Origin of the sequence: Alkalicoccobacillus porphyridii (assembly GCF_007293315.1) — a bacterium.
Classification (GTDB): Bacteria; Bacillota; Bacilli; order Bacillales; family Bacillaceae_D; genus Alkalicoccobacillus; species Alkalicoccobacillus porphyridii.
Genome location: NZ_VLXZ01000001.1, coordinates 349403 through 373453, shown reverse-complemented (window position 1 = coordinate 373453; position 24051 = coordinate 349403). Strand labels below are relative to the sequence as shown.

Annotated in this window: 20 protein-coding genes and 1 riboswitch; of the genes, 19 read left to right on the top strand and 1 reads right to left on the bottom strand. The window is 42.9% G+C overall.

Going from position 1 to position 24051, the window contains the following annotated elements:
• Nucleotides 1-749 precede the first annotated feature (749 nt).
• Nucleotides 750-1712, bottom strand: coding sequence for a DMT family transporter (locus FN960_RS01775; RefSeq protein WP_143846651.1), 963 nt, complete (start codon nucleotides 1710-1712; stop codon nucleotides 750-752).
• A gap of 171 nt (nucleotides 1713-1883) precedes the next feature.
• Nucleotides 1884-2023: riboswitch (FMN riboswitch) on the bottom strand.
• 240 nt (nucleotides 2024-2263) lie between these two features.
• On the opposite strand from FN960_RS01775, the gene uvrB reads away from it, so the two are divergent.
• The 19 genes from uvrB to hisA all read left to right on the top strand — a co-directional run bounded on the left by uvrB (nucleotide 2264) and on the right by hisA (nucleotide 24048).
• Nucleotides 2264-4249 carry an excinuclease ABC subunit UvrB gene (uvrB, locus tag FN960_RS01770; protein ID WP_143846650.1) on the top strand — a complete coding sequence of 662 codons (1986 nt, stop codon included), beginning with the start codon at nucleotides 2264-2266 and terminating at the stop codon, nucleotides 4247-4249.
• Nucleotides 4250-4253: 4 nt separating this feature from the next.
• Nucleotides 4254-7130, top strand: coding sequence for an excinuclease ABC subunit UvrA (gene uvrA / locus FN960_RS01765; protein WP_143846649.1), 2877 nt, complete (start codon nucleotides 4254-4256; stop codon nucleotides 7128-7130).
• Nucleotides 7131-7216: 86 nt separating this feature from the next.
• Nucleotides 7217-8308 (top strand): DUF4097 family beta strand repeat-containing protein, encoded by a 1092-nt coding sequence (locus tag FN960_RS01760; protein WP_143846648.1) that lies wholly within the window; start codon nucleotides 7217-7219, stop codon nucleotides 8306-8308.
• A gap of 50 nt (nucleotides 8309-8358) precedes the next feature.
• The gene (locus tag FN960_RS01755; protein WP_143846647.1) at nucleotides 8359-8553 is read left to right on the top strand and encodes a PspC domain-containing protein; all 195 of its coding nucleotides are present in this window, start codon (nucleotides 8359-8361) and stop codon (nucleotides 8551-8553) included.
• On the top strand, nucleotides 8553-8906 hold the full coding sequence (locus FN960_RS01750) for a phage holin family protein (RefSeq protein WP_143846646.1): 354 nt from the start codon (nucleotides 8553-8555) through the stop codon (nucleotides 8904-8906). The genes FN960_RS01755 and FN960_RS01750 overlap by 1 nt, the downstream gene beginning before the upstream one ends.
• 186 nt (nucleotides 8907-9092) lie before the next feature.
• The gene (gene hprK, locus FN960_RS01745; protein WP_143846645.1) at nucleotides 9093-10028 is read left to right on the top strand and encodes an HPr(Ser) kinase/phosphatase; all 936 of its coding nucleotides are present in this window, start codon (nucleotides 9093-9095) and stop codon (nucleotides 10026-10028) included.
• 43 nt (nucleotides 10029-10071) lie between these two features.
• Nucleotides 10072-10899, top strand: coding sequence for a prolipoprotein diacylglyceryl transferase (lgt, locus tag FN960_RS01740; protein WP_143846644.1), 828 nt, complete (start codon nucleotides 10072-10074; stop codon nucleotides 10897-10899).
• Nucleotides 10900-10917: 18 nt separating this feature from the next.
• Nucleotides 10918-11565 (top strand): pyrophosphatase PpaX, encoded by a 648-nt coding sequence (ppaX, locus tag FN960_RS01735; RefSeq protein WP_143846643.1) that lies wholly within the window; start codon nucleotides 10918-10920, stop codon nucleotides 11563-11565.
• Nucleotides 11562-12056 (top strand): acyltransferase, encoded by a 495-nt coding sequence (locus tag FN960_RS01730; RefSeq protein ID WP_143846642.1) that lies wholly within the window; start codon nucleotides 11562-11564, stop codon nucleotides 12054-12056. The genes ppaX and FN960_RS01730 overlap by 4 nt, the downstream gene beginning before the upstream one ends.
• A 168-nt stretch (nucleotides 12057-12224) precedes the next feature.
• Complete coding sequence (locus tag FN960_RS01725) at nucleotides 12225-13904, top strand: PucR family transcriptional regulator (RefSeq protein ID WP_143846641.1); 1680 nt, start codon at nucleotides 12225-12227, stop codon at nucleotides 13902-13904.
• Between the two features lie 1154 nt (nucleotides 13905-15058).
• On the top strand, nucleotides 15059-16252 hold the full coding sequence (locus tag FN960_RS01720; protein ID WP_143846640.1) for a M24 family metallopeptidase: 1194 nt from the start codon (nucleotides 15059-15061) through the stop codon (nucleotides 16250-16252).
• A 160-nt stretch (nucleotides 16253-16412) separates the two neighbouring features.
• Nucleotides 16413-17624, top strand: coding sequence for a cystathionine gamma-synthase family protein (locus tag FN960_RS01715; protein ID WP_143846639.1), 1212 nt, complete (start codon nucleotides 16413-16415; stop codon nucleotides 17622-17624).
• Nucleotides 17621-18823, top strand: a complete 1203-nt coding sequence (locus FN960_RS01710; RefSeq protein ID WP_143846638.1) for a M20 metallopeptidase family protein — start codon at nucleotides 17621-17623, stop codon at nucleotides 18821-18823. The genes FN960_RS01715 and FN960_RS01710 overlap by 4 nt, the downstream gene beginning before the upstream one ends.
• 167 nt (nucleotides 18824-18990) lie before the next feature.
• A complete protein-coding gene (locus tag FN960_RS01705; protein WP_143846637.1) occupies nucleotides 18991-20181 on the top strand; it encodes an ATP phosphoribosyltransferase regulatory subunit in 1191 nt (396 codons plus the stop codon).
• Nucleotides 20174-20806 (top strand): ATP phosphoribosyltransferase, encoded by a 633-nt coding sequence (gene hisG / locus FN960_RS01700; protein ID WP_143846636.1) that lies wholly within the window; start codon nucleotides 20174-20176, stop codon nucleotides 20804-20806. The genes FN960_RS01705 and hisG overlap by 8 nt, the downstream gene beginning before the upstream one ends.
• Nucleotides 20807-20808: 2 nt before the next feature.
• On the top strand, nucleotides 20809-22089 hold the full coding sequence (gene hisD / locus FN960_RS01695) for a histidinol dehydrogenase (protein ID WP_143846635.1): 1281 nt from the start codon (nucleotides 20809-20811) through the stop codon (nucleotides 22087-22089).
• Nucleotides 22082-22678: an imidazoleglycerol-phosphate dehydratase HisB gene (hisB, locus tag FN960_RS01690; RefSeq protein ID WP_143846634.1), complete on the top strand. Its 597-nt coding sequence runs from the start codon at nucleotides 22082-22084 to the stop codon at nucleotides 22676-22678. The genes hisD and hisB overlap by 8 nt, the downstream gene beginning before the upstream one ends.
• Entirely contained in the window at nucleotides 22679-23317 is a 639-nt protein-coding gene (gene hisH / locus FN960_RS01685) for an imidazole glycerol phosphate synthase subunit HisH (RefSeq protein ID WP_143846633.1), read from the top strand. It abuts the gene before it with no gap.
• Nucleotides 23314-24048, top strand: a complete 735-nt coding sequence (gene hisA, locus FN960_RS01680; protein ID WP_143846632.1) for a 1-(5-phosphoribosyl)-5-[(5-phosphoribosylamino)methylideneamino]imidazole-4-carboxamide isomerase — start codon at nucleotides 23314-23316, stop codon at nucleotides 24046-24048. The genes hisH and hisA overlap by 4 nt, the downstream gene beginning before the upstream one ends.
• Nucleotides 24049-24051: the final 3 nt, after the last annotated feature.

Sequence of the window (24051 nt, the reverse complement as noted above, 5' to 3'; positions counted from 1 at the left end):
AGAACCAGCACCATACCAAGAGCCAGAGCTCAATACCAAGAAAGAAGCTCCGCATATTAAGAGGAAAGAGCGCCTTACCAAGAGCCAGAGCTTGTACCAAGAAAGAAGCCCCGCATACCAAGAGGAACCAGCGCCTTACCAAGCCCCAGAGCTCAATACCAAGAAAGAAGCCCCGCATACCAAGAGGAACCAGCACGTTACCAATAGCCAGAGCTCAATACCAAGAAAGAAGCCCCGCACACCAATAGGAACCAGCGCCTTACCAATAGCCAGAGCTCAATACCAAGAAAGAAGCCCCGCATACCAAGAGGAACGAGCACCATACCAAGCCCCAGAGCCCGAAACCCAGAAAGAAGTCCCGCACACCAAGAAGAACGAGCGCCTTACCAAGAGCCAGAGCTTGTACTAAGAAAGAAGCCCCGCACACCAAGAAGAACCAGTGCCTTACCAAGAGCCAGAGTTCAATACCCAGAAAGAAGCTTTGCATACCAAGAAGAACCAGCACCAAACCAAGAGCCAACGCTCAATACCCAGAAAGAAGCTCCGCATACCAAGAGGAACGAGCGCGTTACCAAGCCCCAGAGCCCAATACCAAGAAAGAGGCGCCGCATATTAAGGAGAACCATCACAATACCAAGAACCCAGAGCACGAAACCTGTTCAAACTCCCACACTACTTTAAAATAAAAAAAGCTTGTCGACTGCCACCATGGTGACAAGCTCGACAAGCTGAAAGCACTGAACGCATTTTTATGATGTTTTCGATAATATCGGCGCTTGTTCTTTAGCGATAGGTGCAATAATTTCTTTTTGCTTTGAAATCGTAAATAGAACAACCCATATGAGCACAAACCCTGTAAACTGGGCAATTGTCACGCTTTCCTGGAAAACAAACCAGTTTACAACCATGCCTGTCATTGGGAAACTCAGTTCTGCAAGTGTTGCGACAGATGCTTTTGTGTTGGTTAACCCTTTGTAATAAAGCAACATACTGAACAGCCCAGGAAGTAGAGCAGATAATAATAGGTTAATCCCGATTAATGTAAATGCCGTAGAGTCAGCTGGTATATTCCAAACTGCATTCTGAATTAGCATGACCGCTGTAATGAATGGGATCGCAAGGACAAACCGTAATGAAGTCACCGTTTCAAACTTCATTTGTTTAAGCAATATTCTTCCCATTACCGTAGACCCGCCCCACAACGCAGCAGCAGCCAGTGAGAGTAAACTTCCCATTTGAATGACTTCGCCTACATGACCTATTGGAAAAGAGAATCCAAATGTTAAAAAGTACGTACCAATAAGTGCAACAGATACAAGTGTGGCAAAATGCTTCGGTAGCATTTCCTTTAGTAAAAAGCGTGCTAATATAATGGCGAACAGTGGTTGCATTTTCTGAAGTAATAATACTGCATTAATATTCCCATATGTTAATCCTGCGGTGAAAAGTAAGGTAGCTAGTGCAGATCCACCCCATGATATAAATAACAATGCACCGATATGACTTTTCTTTAATCCTTTTAGCTCATGCCTGTTTATCCATATAATAGGTACGGCAATAAACGCTAATAGTAGATGTTCAATGAACACAATTTGAGCGGAGGTTAATGTATCCAGTAGCATCACGCGGAATAACGGATTAATTCCCCAAAATGCTGCTCCGATCACAATTAGCCAAAATGTGTTCTTAGACTTTAATGTTGTTCCTACCATTATTCAAACCCCTTTTAGTTTGAATATGGGATCATCTGTAAAGATATAAAAAAATACATGAATGCCTCTCGTTCTGATTTACCCGATCAGGTTACTTTGCATTCGGGTCAGAAAGAGAAAAAGTCATTCATGCATCTTAAAGATAGGCACACCTAAAAGGATGTTCCTATCTCTTATCTTCTCCCATCCGGACTTTAACCGTCGGCTCTGGAATTTCACCAGATCAGTCCAAGCTAATATAGCATGGAGTCGCGGGCTTGTTTTAAAAAACTTACCGCCGGTCAGGAGTTTCACCTGCCCCGAAGATCCATATTCTATTTTTGGTTAGTTAATATTTCATATCATAGCCCCAAATCTTTGATTCGTCCAGTAAAAAGTTTTGCCATTTTTATAAGTGAGTGAAACGGGTATAGGTAGAAAAAGCTTGTATCAAGCTGGATAACATTGGCTACAATTATGGGTACGAACGTTCGCTTTTTTTGTGTTTGACTTAGGAGTTTATGCTATACTAATTTTATGTGATCATATGTTCGATAATAGGAGGCTGGCTTGTGGAGCAGAGAGAATTTGAACTCGTTTCTGATTATGAGCCTCAGGGTGATCAGCCCGAGGCTATACGGAAAATTGTAGAGCAACTGAATAAGGGAGAGAAATTCCAGACATTGCTTGGTGCAACAGGGACGGGAAAAACCTTTACAATGTCCAATGTAATTAAACAAGTAAATAAACCAACGCTGATTATGGCTCATAACAAAACACTTGCAGGTCAGCTGTATAGTGAATTTAAAGAGTTTTTTCCAAATAATGCAGTGGAGTACTTTGTTAGTTATTATGATTATTATCAGCCGGAGGCCTATGTGCCGAGCTCTGATACATTTATAGAGAAGGATGCAAGTATTAATGATGAAATAGATAAGCTGCGTCACTCTGCAACGAGCTCATTATTTGAGCGCAATGACGTTATTATTGTGGCGAGTGTTTCATGCATTTACGGTTTAGGTAACCCAAATGAATACAAAGATTTAGTTCTTTCTCTACGAGTGGAAATGGAGCTAGATCGCAATGAATTGTTGCGCAAATTAGTGGATATCCAGTATGACCGCAATGATATTAATTTTACACGAGGTACATTTCGAGTGAGGGGAGATGTCGTCGAGATTTTTCCAGCCTCTCGTGATGAACAATGTATTCGTGTAGAGTTTTTTGGTGATGAAATAGATCGGATCACTGAAGTCGATTCACTTACGGGTGAAGTCAAGGGTGAGCGAAAGCATGTGGCCATCTTTCCAGCCTCTCACTTCGTCACTCGTGAAGAAAAGCTTAAGCTAGCAATGAAAAACATTGAAATTGAGCTTGAGGAGCAGTTGAAAAATCTTCAAGAGGAAGGGAAATTACTCGAGGCACAACGCTTGGAGCAACGTACACGTTATGACTTAGAAATGATGGCCGAAATGGGATTCTGTTCGGGAATTGAGAATTACTCCCGCCATCTAACATTACGTGAAGCGGGAGCGATTCCGTATACGTTGATGGACTTCTTACCTGAAGATTATTTACTTATTATGGATGAGTCTCACGTGTCATTACCACAGGTGCGTGGGATGTTTAATGGGGACCGTGCACGAAAAGAAATTTTAGTTAATCATGGATTTAGATTGCCTTCAGCTTTAGATAATCGTCCGCTTCGGTTTGAAGAGTTTGAGAATAAGGTTAATCAAGTTGTGTATGTCTCTGCCACACCTGGACCCTATGAGCTTGAAAAGACTCCAGAGATGGTTCAGCAAATTATTCGTCCAACAGGTTTACTTGACCCTACTATTGATGTACGTCCAATTGAAGGGCAAATTGATGATTTGGTTGGAGAGATCCGAGAGAGGTCTGATCGGAACGAGCGTGTGCTTGTGACTACATTAACAAAGAAGATGTCAGAGGATCTGACAGATTACCTCAAAGAGCTCGGAATTAAGGTACGCTATCTTCATTCAGAAATTAAAACACTCGAGCGTATTGAAATTATTAGGCAGCTTCGATTAGGAACATTTGACGTTTTAATCGGAATCAACCTTCTTCGAGAGGGCCTTGATATTCCTGAGGTTTCCCTTGTGACAATATTAGATGCGGACAAAGAAGGATTTTTACGTGCAGAGAGATCTTTAATTCAAACGATTGGTCGTGCTGCTCGAAATGCAAATGGCCATGTTGTTATGTATGCAGATAAGATTACAAATTCTATGCGTGTGGCGATTGATGAGACACAGAGAAGGCGTACATTACAAAAAGAATTTAATGATAAACACGGAATTACCCCTCAAACCATTCAGAAAAAAGTTCCGGAGCTTATTCAAGCGACCTATGCAGCTGAGGATGGCGTAGAGTATAATACACCAACGGCCCCTAAAACGAAGCTAAGTAAACAGGACAAAGCAGCAATGATTGAGCGACTTGAAGCAGAAATGAAACAGGCTGCTAAAGATCTTAACTTTGAAAGAGCTGCAGAGCTACGAGATGTTGTTATTCAAATGAAAGCGGAAGGGTGAGGGTATGGCACAGGAAAATATTGTTGTTAAAGGTGCTAGATCAAACAACTTAAAGAATATAGATGTAACAATTCCACGAGATAAGCTAGTGGTATTAACGGGGCTTTCCGGGTCAGGAAAGTCCTCCCTGGCTTTCGATACGATTTATGCAGAGGGACAGCGGCGATATGTTGAATCTTTATCTGCCTATGCGAGGCAGTTTCTAGGTCAAATGGACAAGCCAGATGTGGATTCAATTGAAGGGCTTTCCCCTGCCATTTCGATTGACCAGAAAACAACCAGTCGAAATCCACGCTCAACAGTAGGTACGGTTACAGAGATTTATGATTATTTGCGTCTATTATATGCAAGAATTGGGCGGCCTATTTGTCCGGAGCATGGCACTGAAATCTCTTCACAAACCATTCAGGAAATGGTAGACCGTTTACTAGAATTCCCTGAAAGAACAAAGATGCAAATTCTAGCTCCCCTTGTCTCCGGTAGAAAAGGAACACACGTAAAAGTACTGGAGGACTTAAAAAAACAAGGGTACGTGCGTGCAAGAATTGATGGGGAAATGCACGAGATAGCTGAAGAAATCCAGCTTGAAAAAAATAAAAAACATTCGATTGAAGTGGTTATAGATCGTATTGTTGTGAAGGAAGGCATAAATAGCCGAATTGCTGATTCACTAGAAACGGCGCTTCAGCTTGCGGATGGTCGAGTCCTTGTTGATGTGATTGATGGCGAAGAGCTTCTGTTTAGTCAGCATTATGCTTGTCCTATTTGTGGATTCTCTATCCCTGAGCTTGAACCTCGTCTATTTTCATTTAATAGTCCTTATGGTGCGTGTGGTGGCTGCGATGGTCTTGGAACAAAGCTTGAGGTTGATCAGGATCTGGTGATTCCAGATCGATCCAAAACATTACGAGAGCATGCAATCGCCCCTTGGGAGCCAATTAGCTCACAATATTACCCGCAGTTATTAGAGGCGGTCTGCGATCATTTTGGTATTGATATGGATACACCGGTCGAAAAGCTACCTGCTACACAAATGGATAAAATTCTGCTTGGAAGTGGCAAAGAAAAGATCTTTTTTCACTATGAAAATGAATTTGGTCGAGTCCGCGAAAATACGATTGAATTTGAAGGTGTATTGAGAAATATTTCTAGACGCTACCATGAAACGAGCTCAGATTATATTCGCGAGCAAATGGAAGGCTATATGCGTCAAAAACCATGCCCGACCTGCAAAGGCTATCGTTTAAAAAAAGAAGCCCTTGCTGTGAAGGTGAATGATAAGCATATTGGTGAAATTACATCCATGTCAGTCAAAGATGCGCAGTCATTTATTACTCATCTTGAATTAACTCCAAAGGAACAGTCCATTGGAGCAATGATTATAAAGGAAATCTACGATCGATCTGACTTTCTAATTAATGTGGGCTTGGATTACTTAACGTTTTCAAGAGCGGCCGGTACACTGTCTGGTGGCGAGGCTCAACGAATCAGGCTTGCCACTCAAATTGGTTCGTCTTTAATGGGAGTACTTTATATTCTTGATGAGCCTTCTATTGGACTACACCAAAGAGACAATGATCGGTTAATTAGTGCACTTGAGCATATGCGAAATCTTGGTAACACACTAATCGTGGTAGAGCATGACGAAGATACGATGCTCGCGGCAGATTATATCATTGATGTTGGTCCAGGAGCAGGTGTACACGGTGGCGAAATTACCGCCGCAGGAACGCCAGAGGAAATTATGAAAGACCAGGACTCATTGACCGGAAAGTATCTGTCAGGGGAGAAGTTTATCCCTGTTCCTGAAAAACGCAGAGAATTAACAGGTAGATCATTCTCGGTCAAACGCGCTTCAGAAAATAATTTGAAGAACATCAACGTTACCTTCCCACTTGGCGTATTTACTGCAGTAACCGGTGTCTCTGGCTCTGGGAAAAGTACACTTGTGAATGAGATTGTGCATAAATCCTTAGCTCAGGCGATTCATCGTTCTAAAGACAAGCCGGGTGCGCATAAAGAGTTGGTGGGCATCGAAGAAATAGATAAAGTGATAGACATTGACCAATCTGCTATCGGTAGAACGCCACGCTCAAATCCTGCGACCTACACGGGTGTATTTGATGATATTCGTGATGTGTTTGCAATGACTAACGAAGCCAAGGTTAGAGGCTACAAAAAGGGACGATTTAGCTTTAATGTAAAAGGCGGGCGTTGTGAAGCTTGCCGAGGTGATGGAATTATTCGCATTGAGATGCATTTCCTCCCGGATGTTTACGTACCTTGTGAGGTTTGCGAAGGAAAAAGATATAACCGTGAGACATTAGAGATTACGTATAAAGGGAAAACCATTGCAGATGTGCTGGAAATGACTGTGGAAGAGGGGCTTGAATTTTTTACTAATTTGCCTAAGATTAAAAGAAAGATTCAAACGCTTGTGGATGTAGGTCTAGGTTACATTCGTCTTGGTCAATCTGCCACTACCATTTCTGGCGGAGAAGCTCAACGAGTAAAACTAGCTTCTCAGCTGCATAAACGAGCTACAGGGCGTACTCTTTACATTCTTGATGAACCTACAACGGGTCTTCATACAGAAGATATTGGTCACTTGCTAAATGTCCTGCAAAGACTAGTTGATAACGGAGATTCAGTTATGGTTATTGAGCACAACCTTGATGTGATTAAAACGGTAGATCACATTATTGATCTTGGCCCAGAGGGTGGAGATAAAGGTGGCCAACTCGTGGCCCAAGGTACTCCTGAAGAGGTCGTTAAGGTGAAAGGGTCCTACACTGGACAATACTTAAAGCCGATTCTAACTCGTGATAAAGAAAGAATGCGTGAAAGACTAGCACAAAAGGAACTTCAGAAACAATCATAAATCTTTGAAACATTTTCTTTCGTTTCTCGTATAACAGGTAAGAACCAATTTGGTGTAAAACCCAACATACTTGAAGGAGTGATAGCATGGAAGAGAAGAAGATGATTCTGAAAATGATTGAAGATGGTAAAGTCACGGCAGAAGAAGGTATCAAACTACTTCAGGCTATTGAAAAAGACGAGTCTGTATCCAGCTCCACCAGCTTATCGACCGAGGTAAATTGGGATAAAGCAAATGAGTCAAACAAACAAAAAGCTAAATCGGAAACGGAAAATTACGCAACAAAATTTACAGATTTTGTAGAGTCCGCTTTTAAAAAGATTAAAGATGCTGACTTTGACTTTAATTTCGGCTCTCATGTCGTAGTGGACCATGTGTTTCATCATCGCAATGAAACACCAAGTGTCATTGATGTCTCCCTTGAAAACGGATCGATTGAATTGGTTCCTTGGGAAGAACCGGATATCCGAGTGGAATGCCAAGCACAGGTTTATCGTGTGAAGGACACAGAAGAAGCGAGACGCATCTTCTTGCAGGAAACTGCCTTTGCGGTCGAGGATGGGACGTTGAAGTTCCGTTCGAAAATCAAATCATTAAAAATTAAAACCGTTATACATGTTCCTAGATCTACCTTTGATCGCGTAAAGCTTTATAGTTTTAATGGAGAGATCTCATCTTCTAATTTGAGTGTGGATACGCTAGAAGTGAACACTCTAAATGGAGCACTCTCATTTACCTCTGTCCGTGCAAAAAAAGCAAATGTCGAGACAGTGAATGGAAGCATCCATTTGAGAGATTCAAACATTCATTTAGTTGATGCTAAAACATTAAATGGAACAGTTTATGTAAGTGGTAAGGTACAAGACGCTGATATTGAAGCTATTAACGGCACCTTAACCTATGAGCTACACTCTCTGGACGAAGCCGGTTTTGCTGAACTCAAAACCACCACTGGGACCATTCATGTAAAAGTAAATCCAGAGATTCGAATCGAAGGAAAGTTTAAAACAAATGTTGGTGGCTTTACAAATGAGATGGTGGACTATGAGGTTCTTGAAGAAAAGAAAGACTTTGCAAACCGATTGCTTCACTTTGTAGGGAATTCGAGTTCATCGCCGCGTGTAAAAGTAAGTGCGGTAACAAATACAGGTTCTATTAAAGCAAAAGATTTAGCATAACGTGATGGGGTTTGACGAGGCAGATATAGAAAAGAAAAGGTGATGCAAATATGAAGAAACTATATAGATCACAGCATGACAGGAAGCTTGCAGGTGTATGTGGAGGGTTAGCAGAGCATTTTAATCTTGATGCGACATTGATTCGTATTATATGGGTGCTGCTTGCTATCTTTACTTCAGGTACGCCAATTATTATCTATCTTGTTATGGCTTTTGTTGTACCAAATGAAGAGGATGTCATCTGATGATTAAATTTATTGTCAGCCTGATCTTAAATGCCTTTGTTCTAATGCTCATAGGTTTTTTATTTGAAGGTATTCAGTTGTCTGGATATGGTGCAGCATTTATCGCTAGCTTTATTCTTGCGATCTTAAATGTGACCATTCGTCCCATTCTTATCCTGTTAACCTTACCAGCTACGATTTTGACATTAGGTCTTTTCCTGCTTGTTATAAACGGTGTGACTTTGTCCATCGCATCGTGGTTAATGGGTGACGCCTTTGTGATCACCAGCTTTGGATTAGCCCTACTAGCCTCGATCATCCTAACGATTTTCCAGACGTTATTGATTAATCCAATTCAATCAAACCGATCATAGACATTAGCCCGCTATTCCATTTACAAGGGATAGCGGGCTTTTTATATGAATATAAAGCTGATAATGATTGTCTTTTCAGTTACACTTTCGGTAAAATCAATGAAGGCATGAATGTTATATGAGAAAACGTGCTAAAATGAGTTTGTACATCGTCAACGAATGATGCTTGTTGGAGGGAGTAAGAACATGGCTAAGGTAACAGCAAATGATATTTTAGAAAAGTTTCAATTTGAGCTAGTAGCTGGGGAGGAAGGGATTTATCGCCCAATCACCACGAGTGATATCTCCAGACCTGGAATAGAGATGGCTGGTTTTTTTACCTATTACCCAGCTCGTAGATTGCAATTAATTGGCCGCACGGAGCTTTCTTTTTTTAAACAATTAAGTGATCAAGAAAAAAAAGAACGCATGCTTAAATTATGTACATACGATACGCCGGGAGTTATTCTTTCGCGAGGACTTGAAGCACCAAAGGAATTGATTGAGGCAGCAGAAGAGGTTGGCGTACCTGTGCTTCGTTCGACTCACACCACAACGCAGCTGAGTAGTCGACTCACAAACTTCTTAGAGGGACGATTGGCTCCTTTAACTGCGATGCATGGTGTGCTAGTTGATATCTATGGAATCGGTGTTATGATCACGGGTAGCAGTGGTGTTGGTAAGAGTGAAACAGCCCTAGATTTAGTACGACGAGGCCACCGCTTAGTAGCAGATGATTCGGTGGAAATTAGACTCCAAAATGAAGACACATTAGTGGGTCACCCACCTGAACTGATTAGACATCTGCTCGAAATTCGTGGACTTGGTATCATTAATGTCATGACTTTATTTGGGGCTGGCGCTGTTCGTCCGTTTAAACGAATCAGCCTCTGTATAAACCTAGAGAACTGGGATCAGGGCAAGGCCTACGATCGTTTAGGGCTCGATGAAGAAACACTTAAAATCTTTGACGCAGAGATTCCAAAGCTTACAGTCCCAGTAAGACCAGGGCGAAATCTTGCTGTTATTATTGAAGTGGCAGCAATGAATTTCCGTTTAAAGCGTTTAGGATTTAATGCAGCACAAGAATTTTCTGAGCGTCTAACAGAAGTCATACAAGATGGAGACCGCGACGAATATTAAACAAAGCGTGTAAACGCCGTTAGAAAATTGAGGTGTTATAAATATGGATGAAAATATACAAGCTATTAATCGAGTCTTTATAGATATTGGTCCATTCACAATATATTGGTACGGAGTCATTATCGGTTTGGGTGTATTGGCAGGTTACATCCTTGCTTCAAGAGAAGGAGTCAAGAGAGGGTTACCAAAGGATATATTTGCGGATCTCTTATTATTTGCGCTGCCGATCTCTATTATTAGTGCGCGCATTTATTATGTCATCTTTAGATGGGATCAATTTGCGGACAATCCTGTTCGGATGTTTTATATCTGGGAGGGTGGTATCGCCATACATGGTGCGCTTATCGGAGCGGTTATTACAGCAATTATTTTTGCTAAGGCACGTGGCGTCTCCTTTTGGAAGCTTGCAGATGTCGCGGCACCTAGTATTTTATTAGGTCAAGCCATTGGTCGTTGGGGGAACTTTATCAATCAGGAGGTTTACGGGGGACCAGTTACACGTGAATTCCTTGAAAGTCTCCAGCTTCCTGCGTTTATCATTGATCAAATGTATATTCAAGGGACCTATTATCACCCGACCTTCCTATATGAGTCGGTTCTAAGCTTTATTGGTGTGGCCATTTTATTATGGTTGCGACGTGTGAATCTTCGCGAGGGAGAGCTGTTCCTTTTCTATGTGATTTGGTACTCCATCGCTCGCTTTTTCATCGAAGGTATTCGATTAGATTATCTATTAATTGGTGATGTGCTTCGAGTCGCGCAACTATTATCAGTGGTGTTGATAGTTGGTTCCTTAGCATTAATCATCTATCGACGAATCAAGGTTAATCCTCCAGGCTATTTGGAGAGTACAGGGAAAATAAAAAGATAGTTAGGAAGGGATCGTCTTATGAAAAAAACAACCCTACTATTTGATTTAGATGGCACATTAATTGATACCAATGAATTAATTATTGCCTCCTTTTTACACACATTGGACAAGTACCGTCCAAATCAATATACGCGTGAAACGGTATTGCCATTTATCGGTCCGCCTCTACAAGATACCTTTCAAATGATAGATCCTGAAAAATGGGAGGAAATGGTTGAGGTATATCGTACGCATAATCACACGTTTCATGATCAATTAGTGACAGATTATCCAGGTGTATATGAAGGGATAAAGAAATTACATGATCTAGGCTATAAGCTTGCGATTGTCACAACAAAGAAAAATCAAACGGCTCAAATGGGCTTGAAATTAAAAGGATTAGATCTCTTCTTTGATGTTGTCATTGGGCTGGATGATGTATCGCGAGCGAAACCAGATCCAGAGCCGATTGAAAAAGCACTTGCTGCCTTAGGTTCAACAAAAGAAGAGGCTATCATGATTGGTGATAACTCACATGATATTCTAGCAGGTAAGAATGCAGGTGTCACAACGGCTGCCGTTGGATGGGCCATTAAAGGTCAAGAATACCTGAAATCGTACCAGCCAGATTACATCCTACAAACCATGGATGACCTTTTGGACATCGTGGGTGTGACACAAAAGTGAGCAGGAAAACCAAACGCTATCCTGTTTCATCGGCGAATTCTCTCTGGCACATTTACAAAACAGTCCCGTTCTGGAAAGTGATGCGAAACTTTATCGTGATCCAATTAGCTAGGTACACCCCATGGCTCCGTTTGAAGAACAAGCTATATCGCCATGGGCTTGGGATGAAAATTGGAGACGAGACCGCCATTGCCTTAATGGTCATGATGGATATCATGTTCCCTGAAAAAATTCAAATTGGCCGGAATTCGATCATCGGCTATAATACAACGCTTTTGGCCCATGAATATCTCATCAAGGAATACCGACTGGGCGACATTATCATAGGGGATCAAGTGATGATTGGAGCGAACACAACAATCTTACCCGGCGTTACGATTGGAGATGGTGCAGTCATTTCAGCAGGCACTCTAGTTCACCGTGATGTTGAGCCCTATACATTTGTTGGCGGCAACCCCATGCAAGTGATCAAAGAGCTTCCAAAAGAATAGGATCTATGGGCCTCTTAAATGAAAATGAATAAACTAACTCGCACTACGGCATGCTCCGTAGTGTTTTTTTTGAATCAAAAAATAACTAGAATGAGCTGTAATAGAGGAAAAAAGGATTTTAAAAAAGAAGTAATATATAAGGAAATAGGGCCGTAGGGGGGATAACTTATGGTATTGACGATGAAAGAAATTATGGAGCTAGATATTATGGAGCCGGCAGTGGTCAAAACGGCTTCAGCACACTTAGATGAGCAGATGGTGGAGTGGGTTTCCATCACGGAAGCACCGGTAGAAAACTTCGTGCGGAAAAATGAAATGGTTTTAACAACAGGCATCAGTTATGCAGATACGCCACATCAATTTTATCAATTTGTACATGATGTGATCCAATCAGGCGCTGCCGGCTTAGGGATTGCTACAGGTAAATACATATATGAACTGTGTGATCGCTGCATTGAGCTTGGGGAAGAGTATGAATTCCCTATTCTACTTATGCCGTGGGAAATACGTTTCGCAGATGTCACACAAGCCATCACACAAAGAATTACCGATCTAAAACAAGGGTATTTATTTGAGCTGCAGTCGATTCAACAGGAATTGCTATCAATGGTTTTGGAAGGGGCGCCTTTATCAAAGCTAGCTAGCCACGTGGCAAATCACATCCAAGCTGATGTGTATATGACTGATTTATATGGGTCGATTAAAGGGACAAACAACGATAAAGAGTTAACGTTTTGGGAGAGCTTTTTTTCTCGCGAAGTAGAAGACTTAGTAAAACCACTCGAGCAAAAAGATCACCCGCTCTTAGTAAAAGTAGAATTAATTGAGAGTGAAAAAGGTGCATTTATACGATTGCCCATTATTCAAAGTAATAACCTTGTTCAGGGCTACGTGTACAAAAGATTAGCAGAGAATCAAGATACCCTTTCCGCTTCGGTTTGTGTTACTTTAGAGCATACCGCAACCGCAGCAGCTTTTTGGTTTTTAAAAGAGAACGCTCTACTCGAAGCGGAGTCAAAAGTAAAAAATCATTTTGTCTGGGAATTAGCAAAGGATCAAATAGAGTCAAATGAGCTAATGATAACCCGTGCAAGAAAGCTAGGCTATGATTTAGAGCTTTCCTATGAAGCCATCGTAGGCTATCCAGAAAAGATGAAAGAAATATTTAACGAAGAAGTCGCTCAATCCTCTTATTTGGAATGGACGCAAAGTATGGCCCATTATATTGAAGAAGAAGTAAATCACGCAGCCCAATCCATAAAGCGTAAGGCAATGGCCACCTTCCAGGCCAATCAAGTCATTATTTTTCTTGAGGTACCTGAGGAAGCAAGTCGAGAGACGATCAACAGTTTTCTTGATCTTCTAAACCGTCGATTCGCTCATTTATTCCCCGGTGTACATATGATGTGGGGCATCGGTGACGGAAGCGACAGCATCTTTTCCTTTAGCAAAAGCTATGAGCAAGCCAATCAAGCATTAGACATCGGTCAAAAAAGACGGGACCTCACTAGAAAAGTTTTTTATTCAGAAACAAGAGTAGACAGAGTCTTACAAGCAATGGCAAATTATGATGATTTAAAAGAAGTCATCCTAAGCGTGATAACCCCTTTATATAAATATGATCAGCAACGAAATATGGACCTTATTCATACATTCACAACCTATCACCGCAACCAGAGTAAAGTCAGCCTAACAGCCAGAGTCCTTCACTTGCATAGACAATCGTTATTATATCGACTGCGAAAAATAGAAGCCTTAACGGGACTATCCCTGGCTAACCCCGATGACGTCTTTTTATTAGAACTGAGCATCCGTATATGGGATTTGCAGCCTGTGAGCGAACTTTAAATGAGTGGATGAAGATTAGGGAATAGTGGAAAAAGGATTTTATCAAGAGCCGGTGTGCGATAGCAAGGGAGAAGCGGGGTATATCAAGAAGAATGAGCGTAAAACCAAGAACTGGAGCGTGATGGTAAGGAAGAAGCTCAGCAAACCAAGAGGAATGAGCTCCTAACCAAGAGTCGGTGTGCGATACCCAGAAAGAAGCATCGCAAACCAAGAAGAATGAGCTCCTAACCAAGAGCCGGAGCTCGATACCCAGAAAGAAGCCCCGCATACCAAGAGGAACGAGCGTCTAAGCAAGAGCCGGAGCTCGATACCCAGAAAGAAGCGCCGCATACCAAGAGGAACGAGCACCAAACCAAGAGCGGGAGCCCGATACCCAGAAAGAAGCGCCGCATACCAAGAAGAACGAGCACCAAAGCAAGAGCCAGAACCCGATACCCAGAAAGAAGCTCAGCATAGCAAGAGGAACGAGCGTCAAACCAAGAGTCAGAGCTTGATACCCAGAAAGAAGCCCCGCATAGCAAGAGGAACGAGCGTCAAAGCAAGAGCCGGTGTGCGATACCCGGAAAGAAGCATCGCATACCAAGAAGAACGAGCGTCTAACCAAGAGCCGGAACCCGATACTCAGAAAGAAGCCCCGCATACCAAGAAAAACCAGCATCAAACCAAGAGCCCGAGCTCGATACCCAGAAAGAAGCGCCGTATACCAAGAGGAATGAGCACCCAACCAAGAACCAGATTCCGATACCCAGAAAGAAGCTCCGCATACCAAGAGGAACGAGCACCCCACCAAGAGCCCGAGCTCGATACCCAGAAAGAAGCCCCGCATACCAAGAAGAATGAGCGCAATACCAAGAGCCAGTGCTGATACCCAGAAAGAAGCCTCAGCACCCAACCAAGAATCAAAGCACCCCACCAGAGATTCGCCCGCACATTTAATCAACCTCCTCACACCATGTTAGATTATCTGCACTGTTTAAAAATGTATACGTTTTCATTCTATTGGATTAGCTAATCTGACTACAATCGGGCTGATATTTTCTTACACTTTACGTATTGAACAGTCAGAGGTGGATTGCATATACTTTAAATATTCAAACAATTAAATAAACAGGGTGTATGTTTGATGATCCAGGCATTTTTAAGGAGGAATGGCGATGCTTTCATTCACATTGGAAGAATATCAGGAGAGATTGGGTAAAACAAAAGAGAAGATGGCGGCAGCAGGGATAGATGTTCTTCTTATAAGTGATCCGGCAAATATGAATTATTTGTCTGGTTATGATGGATGGTCTTTTTATGTGCATCAGATGTTAATTGTGATTATTGATGAAGCACAGCCGATATGGCTTGGACGTTCGCAGGATGCGAATGGCGCAAAGCTGACAGTCTGGATGCATCAAGATTTTATTATTCCGTACCCTGATGAATATGTTCAGTCTTTACCAAAGCACCCGATGGATTTTGTGGCTCAAATCTTAACTGAAATTGGTCAGTCTAATCGAGCGATAGCTGTAGAAATGGATCATTACTATTTTACAGCAGCTTGTATGGAGCATCTTAAGCAGCATCTTCCAAACGCTTCATTTAAAGACGGTACAAATATAGTAAATCGAGTGAGAATCATAAAATCTGATCAGGAAATTGAATACATGAAGCGGGCGGGAGCGATTGTTGAGAGGGCGATGCAGGCTGGCATTGATGCTGTTCAGACTGGTGTAAGAGAATGTGATGTAGCGGCTACCATTTTCCATGCGCAAATATCTGGAACAGAAGCATATGGCGGGGATTACCCGGCCATAGTCCCCTTGATGCCTTCGGGAATTAAAACGTCGGCTCCACATCTTACTTGGACGGATGGTACGTATAAACAAGGTGAAACAGTGATTCTGGAAATTGCCGGTTGTTATAAACGCTATCATAGTCCTTTAGCACGCACGTTAGTTGTAGGGCAGCCAGCGTTGCAGGTTGTAGAATTGTCCGAGATTGTCATTGAAGGGCTAAATGAAACCCTCCAATTTGTAAAACCTGGAGTAACATGCGAGGAGGTAGAAGCGGTCTGGAGAAAAAGTATTGCCAAACATGGGCTAGAGAAGGAGTCGAGGCTTGGGTATTCAATGGGGCTGAATTATCCGCCAGATTGGGGCGAGCACACCGCCAGCCTGCGACAAGGAGACAAGACCGTTATTCAAGAAAACATGACCTTTCATGTCATACCAGGCATGTGGTTTGATAGCTTCGGCGTTGAACTAAGTGAGTCGATCCGCGTAACAAAAACGGGATGCGAGACATTAGCTAACTTCTCACGGGAGCTATTCATTAAGCATCCGACTATCCACTCCGCATCTTAATTTTTTACAGGCACTTATGTCAAAGCACTAGTCATAGAAAACACCTATTAATCAAACATTTTCTTTTATCATTAAGGCTTTTCTTAATAGCTAGAAGGCTCTTAATCTAGAGCCTTTTTACTATGAATATACGAAATAACCACCGAGGGGAGAGGTTCATGTGAAAAAAGAGAATCAAGCTCAAATTGGAACAAAAGCCGTCTGGGCGGGCGAAAAAGACTATTTAGTGCACGGTGCTACTCAGGTGCCGGTCATACCAAGTGTAGCATTTGGCTACGATGATATGGACGAGTGGTATGATGTAGCGATTGGCAAAAAGAAGGGCCATATATACGGTAGAAACACAAATCCAACCGTTCAGGCATTTGAGGATAAGGTAAAAGCACTTGAAGGAGCAGAGGCTGGTACAAGCTTTTCAACGGGCATGGCAGCTATTAGCAATACGCTTTATACATTCTTGTTCCCGGGTGATAAGGTTGTCACAATTAAAGATACGTACGGAGGAACAAATAAGCTATTTACAGAGTTTTTGCCTAAGCTACAAATTGAGGTTGTCTTTTGTGAAACAGGTAATCATCAGCAAATAGAAGAGGAGCTTCAAAAAGGCTGTAACATGCTATATCTTGAAACGCCAACTAACCCAACCGTCAAAATTACGGATATCAAACGTTCAGCCGAAGCCGCAAAAGCAGTGGGTGCCTTGGTGGTTGTAGATAATACATTCGCCACACCGATTAATCAAACACCACTTGAGCTTGGAGCGGATCTTGTCATTCATAGTGCGACCAAATTTCTTGGGGGGCACGCAGATGCTTTAGGTGGAGTGGTTGTGGGAAACGATTCTTCCTTAGTTGAATCTATCTATCACTATCGGGAAATTAATGGGGCGACTATGGATCCATGGGCTGCTTATTTACTGCTGCGTGGCATGAAGACGCTCGATCTTCGTGTGAAGCGTCAGGCTGAAAATGCGGGTAGGCTAGCAGAATTTCTTGAGACATCGGACTTAGTTGAATCTGTTTATTATCCAGGGTTACCTACTCATCCTAACCACGAGATCGCCTGTGAGCAAATGAGGGGATTTGGCGGCATGTTGAGTTTTGCAGTAAAGGGTGGAGTTGAGACGGTGCGTGAGCTACTTCCAAAGCTCGAATATGCCAATCGGGCAGCCAATCTAGGTGCAGTCGAGACGACCGTTGGGCCGGCGAGAACAACGAGTCATGTTGAATGTACACCAGAGGAGCGGGCGGCAATGGGCATTCCGGAAGGGTTGATTCGAGTTTCGTGTGGGATTGAGGATGGAGAGGATATTGTGGCTGATTTTAAACAAGCGATAGAAGCAGTGAGCTTGCTTCTGAAAATAGAAGGATGAAGCACGCAAGCGTTCAAATGGCTGAGGCGATGTCAGATCGTTTAATAGAGTGGCGTAGATACATTCATCAGCACCCGGAGATAAGCTTTCAAGAGAAGTATACGGGAGAATACATTGCCTCTGTGTTGGCTGAGATACCTGGCTTATCTATCGAAAATGGTGTCGCTGGATATGGTGTGGTCGGTCGCTTCTCTAATGGAGAGGGACCAACCATTGCTTTACGTGCAGATATCGATGCCCTTCCCATTGAGGAGGAGAACATTTGTGAATATGCATCACGGCATAAAGGGGTGATGCATGCCTGTGGCCACGATGCCCACACAGCCATCCTACTAGGGGCTGTGCATATTATAGCGGATCAGCTACGGGCGCTCGATTGGAGAGGCACTGTTCTATTCTTATTTCAGCCGGCAGAAGAGGCCATTGATGAATCTGGTCGCTCAGGTGCTGTGTATATGATAGAGGAAGGAGCGCTTGAAAAGGTAGATGCTGTGCTTGCTTTACATATGTGTCCCTGGCTCTCGGTTGGTGAAATGCAAGTTCATGACGGGGCTAGCATGGCAAGTGTAGATGTGTTTTCTGGAACTATTGAAGGAACGGGTGGTCATGGGGCATATCCTCATTTTGGGACGGACCCCATTTGGATGATGAGCCGTGTGCTGGATACGTTATATAGCCTTGTGAACCGACGTATTTCCGCTTTAGACCCTGCCGTTATAAGTGTAGGAAAAATAGAAGCAGGGCATGCCAGCAATATCATTCCAACGAAGGTGTTGATAGAAGGGACCATTAGAGCCTATCACGAAGAGACACGTGAGCAATTACACGACCATGTAAAAGCAAGTTTTCATTTAGCTGATCAGCTAGGAGGGAAGGGAGACTGTACCGTAACTAGAGGAGAGCCTGCTTTATATAATGATGCTGCGATTAATCAAGCTTTAAAGGAGACGGTAACGACTCTATACCCAGATATCATCATTCATGATGCTCCTTTTGGTATGGGTGGGGAAGACTTTTCCTATATGACAAAAAAAGCTCCTGGAGCGATGTTTTTTCTAGGGTGTGGGTTCTCGGATGGTATGAATCGGGATCTTCATACGCCAATTTTTGATGTGAATGAAGACTGTTTACAAATGGGGGCAGCTATTATGGCGGAATCTGCCATCAGATACGTAACATGCAAAGAACCTGTTGAGTGATGCTCATCGGGTTTTTTTATGGTTTAAATTCCGATGAGAAATGGTTGACGCTGGAATATCAGGCATGTAAACTATAAACAAACACTTTACTTCGCTATTGATTTAGCGAACTAAAGCAACTCGTTGTGATATAATAGGCTAACTAATTAAGGATGGTGCGTAAGACAATGTCAAAGTTATTCATGTTTGAGAAACCTCTTGGCATGCGAGATACATTGCCAGAGTTATATGAAACAAAAAAACAATTAAGAACGGAAATAGTAAATGAAATGAAGCAGTGGGGCTATCAAATGGTAGAAACACCCACGGTTGAGTATTATGACACGATTGGTGCCTCATCTGCTATATTAGATCAGCAATTATTTAAGCTGATGGATAGTCAGGGCTATACGCTTGTTTTGCGTCCTGATATGACAGCACCGATTGCTCGATTGGTTTCTTCCAGTTTAAAAACTGAAGCATATCCAATACGACTTGGCTATCATTCTAATTTATTTAGAGCCCAGCAGCACGAGGGAGGAAGACCTGCAGAGTTTGAGCAAATCGGTGTTGAACTAATTGGGGATGGGACTGTTAGCGCAGACGCAGAAACGATTGCGTTAATGATTGAATCTTTAAAACGAGCTGGACTGGAGTCATTTAAGCTAGCAATCGGGCACGTTGGATTTGTTGATGCGTTGCTTGTAGATATCGTAGGAAATAAAGAACGAGCCGATCTCTTACGGAGATTTCTTTACGAAAAAAACTATGTTGGTTTTAGATCACATATTAAAGGCTTAAACCTTTCATCTATAGATAAAAAAAGGTTGGAAGGTTTACTTAAGCTTCGTGGGGGCCAGCATTTATTTAATGAAGCAGAAAAGCTTGCAGAATCAGAGCAAGGTCAGGCGGCTCTTAGAGAGTTAAGGGAATTGTGGGATGTTTTAGAGCAGTACGGCTTATCCCAATATATTACGATCGACTTAAATTTGGTTTTGCATATGAGTTATTACACCGGCACCGTATTTGAAGTTTACAGTCAGGAGCTTGGTGTGCCACTTGGAAGTGGTGGTCGTTACGATGAGTTGCTACAGCAGTTTCATCGTCCAGCACAGGCCATTGGCTTTGGTGTGCGTCTAGATTTGTTAGCAGAAGCCATAGGGCAAACGGTGCCACCTGAAAGGCGACAATGCGTCATCTTTAGTCGTGAGCGCCGTAATGAAGCGATTGAGAGAGCACAAAAGCTTCGTTCAGAAGGAGAGATTGTTGTCCTTCAAGACTTGGCTGGTGTGGATAATGTAGATCAAATGAGTGATGAGTATGATGAAATTATCTACGTTATTGGAAAATCTAAACGAGGTGATTCAGCCCATGAGTAATGTTTTGACGATGGCCATGCCAAAAGGGCGCATCTTTGAAGAAGCCGTCCAGCTTCTTCGTAAGGCAGGGTATAATCTACCGGATGAGTTTGAGGACTCAAGAAAGCTAATTATTGAAGTGCCTGAAGAAGAATTGCGTTTTATCCTTGCCAAACCTATGGATGTACCAACCTATGTTGAGCATGGTGTAGCAGATGTTGGTGTGGCGGGGAAGGATGTTATGATTGAAGAAGAACGAGATGTCTATGAAGTACTCGATTTAAAAATCAGTGAATGTTACATGGCAGTAGCTGGTTTACCGGGATATCAAAAAAAAGACATTAATCCTAAGGTGGCATCTAAATACCCAAATCTCGCCGCGCATTATTTTAAGAAGCAGGGAGAACAGGTTGAAATTATAAAGCTAAATGGATCGATTGAGCTCGCACCGTTAATTGGACTTGCTGATCGGATTGTTGATATCGTCTCATCAGGACAAACCTTAAAGGAAAATGGACTCGTTGAACTGGAGACGATTGAGCCAATTACCTCACGTTTTATTGTGAACCCAGTTAGTTATAGAATGAAAGCAGAACGAATTGATAAGATGGTAGAACGACTGTTTGACGTGGTGGAGGGAGGATAAATATGCGAATTGTTAAAGTGGATGAAGCGTTTACGGTTAAACGAACAGTAGAAGCAGGTAAAGAAAAAGAACAGCAAATCGTTGACGGCATCATTAAGCAAGTTCGTGAGCAAGGGGACGAAGCATTATTCTCCTTAACACGGGAGCTTGACGGGGTAGACTTGAACCAATTTAAAGTGGAGCAGTCAGAAATAAAGGCTGCTTACAATGATCTGGAACCCAATGTCGTCGAAGCCATTCGTGAGGCCATTGAGCGCATTCGTGACTTCCATCAACGACAGGTTTCACAATCATGGTTAACAACAAAACCAGATGGCGTAATACTGGGTCAAAAAGTAACTCCGTTAGACCGGGTAGGGGTCTATGTTCCTGGAGGCAAGGCGGCTTATCCTTCTAGCGTCATTATGAACGTAGTGCCAGCACAGGTAGCTGGTGTTGGAGAGGTAGCGATGGTCTCACCAGCGCTATCAACGGGTCAGTTACCAGCTGGAGTGCTTGTCACTGCGAATGAGCTAGGGATCAAAGAGATTTATAAAATCGGTGGCGCACAGGCGGTAGCAGCATTAGCATACGGAACAGAGACAATTGCACCTGTTGATAAAATTACGGGACCAGGTAACATTTATGTGGCCTTAGCCAAACGTGCCGTGTATGGTGTGGTGGACATTGATATGATTGCCGGACCAAGTGACATTACGGTACTTGCTGACGAGACAGCGATTCCCGCTCATGTCGCCGCTGATCTACTTTCTCAGGCAGAACACGATGAGCTAGCAACAGCTGTGTTAGTGACAGATTCAAAGAGTCTTGCAGAGGCTGTATCAGAGCAAGTTGAATATCAGCTTCAGTCCTTGCCAAAAGAAGACATTGCTCGAGCTTCGATTGAAAATCAAGGTGTGATTTATCTGACTGAAAACCTTGAGCAATCCATTCGTACAGTGAATCAAATAGCTCCTGAGCATTTGGAGATCATCGTTCAGAATCCAATGGATCAGCTAGGTAAAATTCGTCATGCAGGCGCCATTTTCTTAGGTCCTTATACAACGGAGCCTGTTGGAGATTACTTTGCTGGGCCCAATCATGTATTACCAACAGAGGGAACGGCACGTTTCTCAAGTCCGTTAACTGTTGATGACTTCGTAAAAAAATCGAGTGTTCTGTCGTATTCAAAGGAAGCACTGATTGCTCAAGCGAATTCGATTACAGCACTTGCTCGCTTAGAAGGGCTAGAAGCACATGCCCGTGCGGTTGAGATACGTTTAGGAGATGATTCGGATGAGTGAAGAACAACGACATGCAGAGATTGAACGTAATACAGGCGAGACACAAATAAAGCTTTCGCTAGATATAGATGGAGATGGTACAACCGATCTAGATACGGGCGTACCTTTTATGAATCACATGTTGGATTTATTTGCTAAGCATGGACAGTTTAACTTATCTGTGCAGGCAAATGGAGATACAGATGTCGACGATCATCATACCACTGAGGATATTGGTATTTGTCTGGGTCAGGTGATCAAAGACGCGCTTGGTTCTAAAAAAGGGATAAAACGCTATGGGAATTCGTTTATCCCAATGGATGAAACACTGGCTCAAGTGGTAGTGGATCTCAGCAACCGACCGCATCTAGAGTTTAGAGCAGAATTCCCCTCACAAAAAGTAGGAACCTTTGACACGGAGCTTGTACACGAATTTCTTTGGAAGCTGGCACTTGAGGCACGTATGAACCTCCATGTTATCGTTCATTACGGACATAACACACACCATATGATTGAAGCGGTGTTTAAAGCACTGGCACGCGCATTGGATGAAGCGACACTTATCGACCCGCGTGTAAAAGGAGTACCTTCATCGAAAGGAATGTTGTAGATGATTGGCATTGTTGATTATGGCATGGGTAATTTGCACAGCGTCAGTAAAGCGATGGAGCGAATTGACCTTCCCTATATCATTTCAGAAGATCTAGAGGTTTTAAAAAACACAGATGGATTGCTGCTCCCGGGAGTTGGAGCGTTTCCGGATGCAATGGATATTTTGAACCAAACAGGTAAAAGTGAATTTCTCCGCCAGTGGGCTACTGATGGCAAACCGCTAATGGGCATTTGTCTCGGCATGCAGCTTCTATTTGAAGGAAGTGAGGAGCATCGTCACACGTTAGGTCTTGGCCTGCTACCAGGGAAGGTCGTTAAATTTTCAGGACAGTCAGAAGCAGGACAGACATATAAGGTCCCACATATGGGCTGGAATCAGTTGAAGTTTCACCAGGAACACCCTCTGTTACATGAGGTAGAAGAGGGTCACGTGTATTTTGTTCACTCCTTTGTGGTACAAACGGAGGATAGTGAGATACTGCTCGCGACCTCTGACTATCATCAGGACGTCCCAGCTATTGTGGGTAGAGGCTCAGTGGTTGGTACACAATTTCACCCGGAAAAAAGTAGTGTTGTGGGCATGGATTTACTTGCTAACTTTGGGGAGCTGGTTGAAAAAGGAGTGAAGCTTTCATGAATGAATCAATCATTTACCCTGCAATTGATATGAGAGATGGTAAGTGTGTTCGTCTTGTTCAAGGCGATTATAACCAAGAGACGGTGTATGGTGATTCGCCTTTTGATATGGCGAAAGCTTTTGTTGATGCAGGGGCAGAGTGGATTCATATGGTTGATCTTGATGGGGCAAAAGCCAAAAAACGAGTAAACCATGAACATGTCGTTCGTGTCGCCAAGGAGCTTGATGCTAAGGTGCAAATTGGTGGTGGCATCAGAACAGCTGAGGATGTGGCGTATTATCTCGATCACGGTGTTGATCGGGTCATACTCGGAAGTGTGGCCGTTCAAAATCCGGATTTTACAAAGCAAATGCTCTCTACATATGGCGGAGAACGAATTGTAATTGGCATTGACGCTCGGAATGGCTATGTTGCGACAGAAGGCTGGCTTGAGACTTCGAAAGTTAAAGCAGAAGAGCTCGCTCGTGAAATGGTTCGGTATGGAGCGAAGACTTTTATTTTTACAGATATCGCTCGGGACGGCATGTTATCAGGGCCGAATACTGAAGCCATTGAAGCACTAGCTTTAGCAAGTGGTGCCAAGGTTATTGCCTCAGGTGGAGTCAGTTCTTTGCGGGACTTGGATGAACTCGCTGCCAAGCAAGCTTCTGGTATTGCAGGAGCAATTGTAGGCAAAGCGCTTTATACGAATCAGTTCACGCTTAAAGAAGCCTTGCAGAGAGGGAGGTAAGTA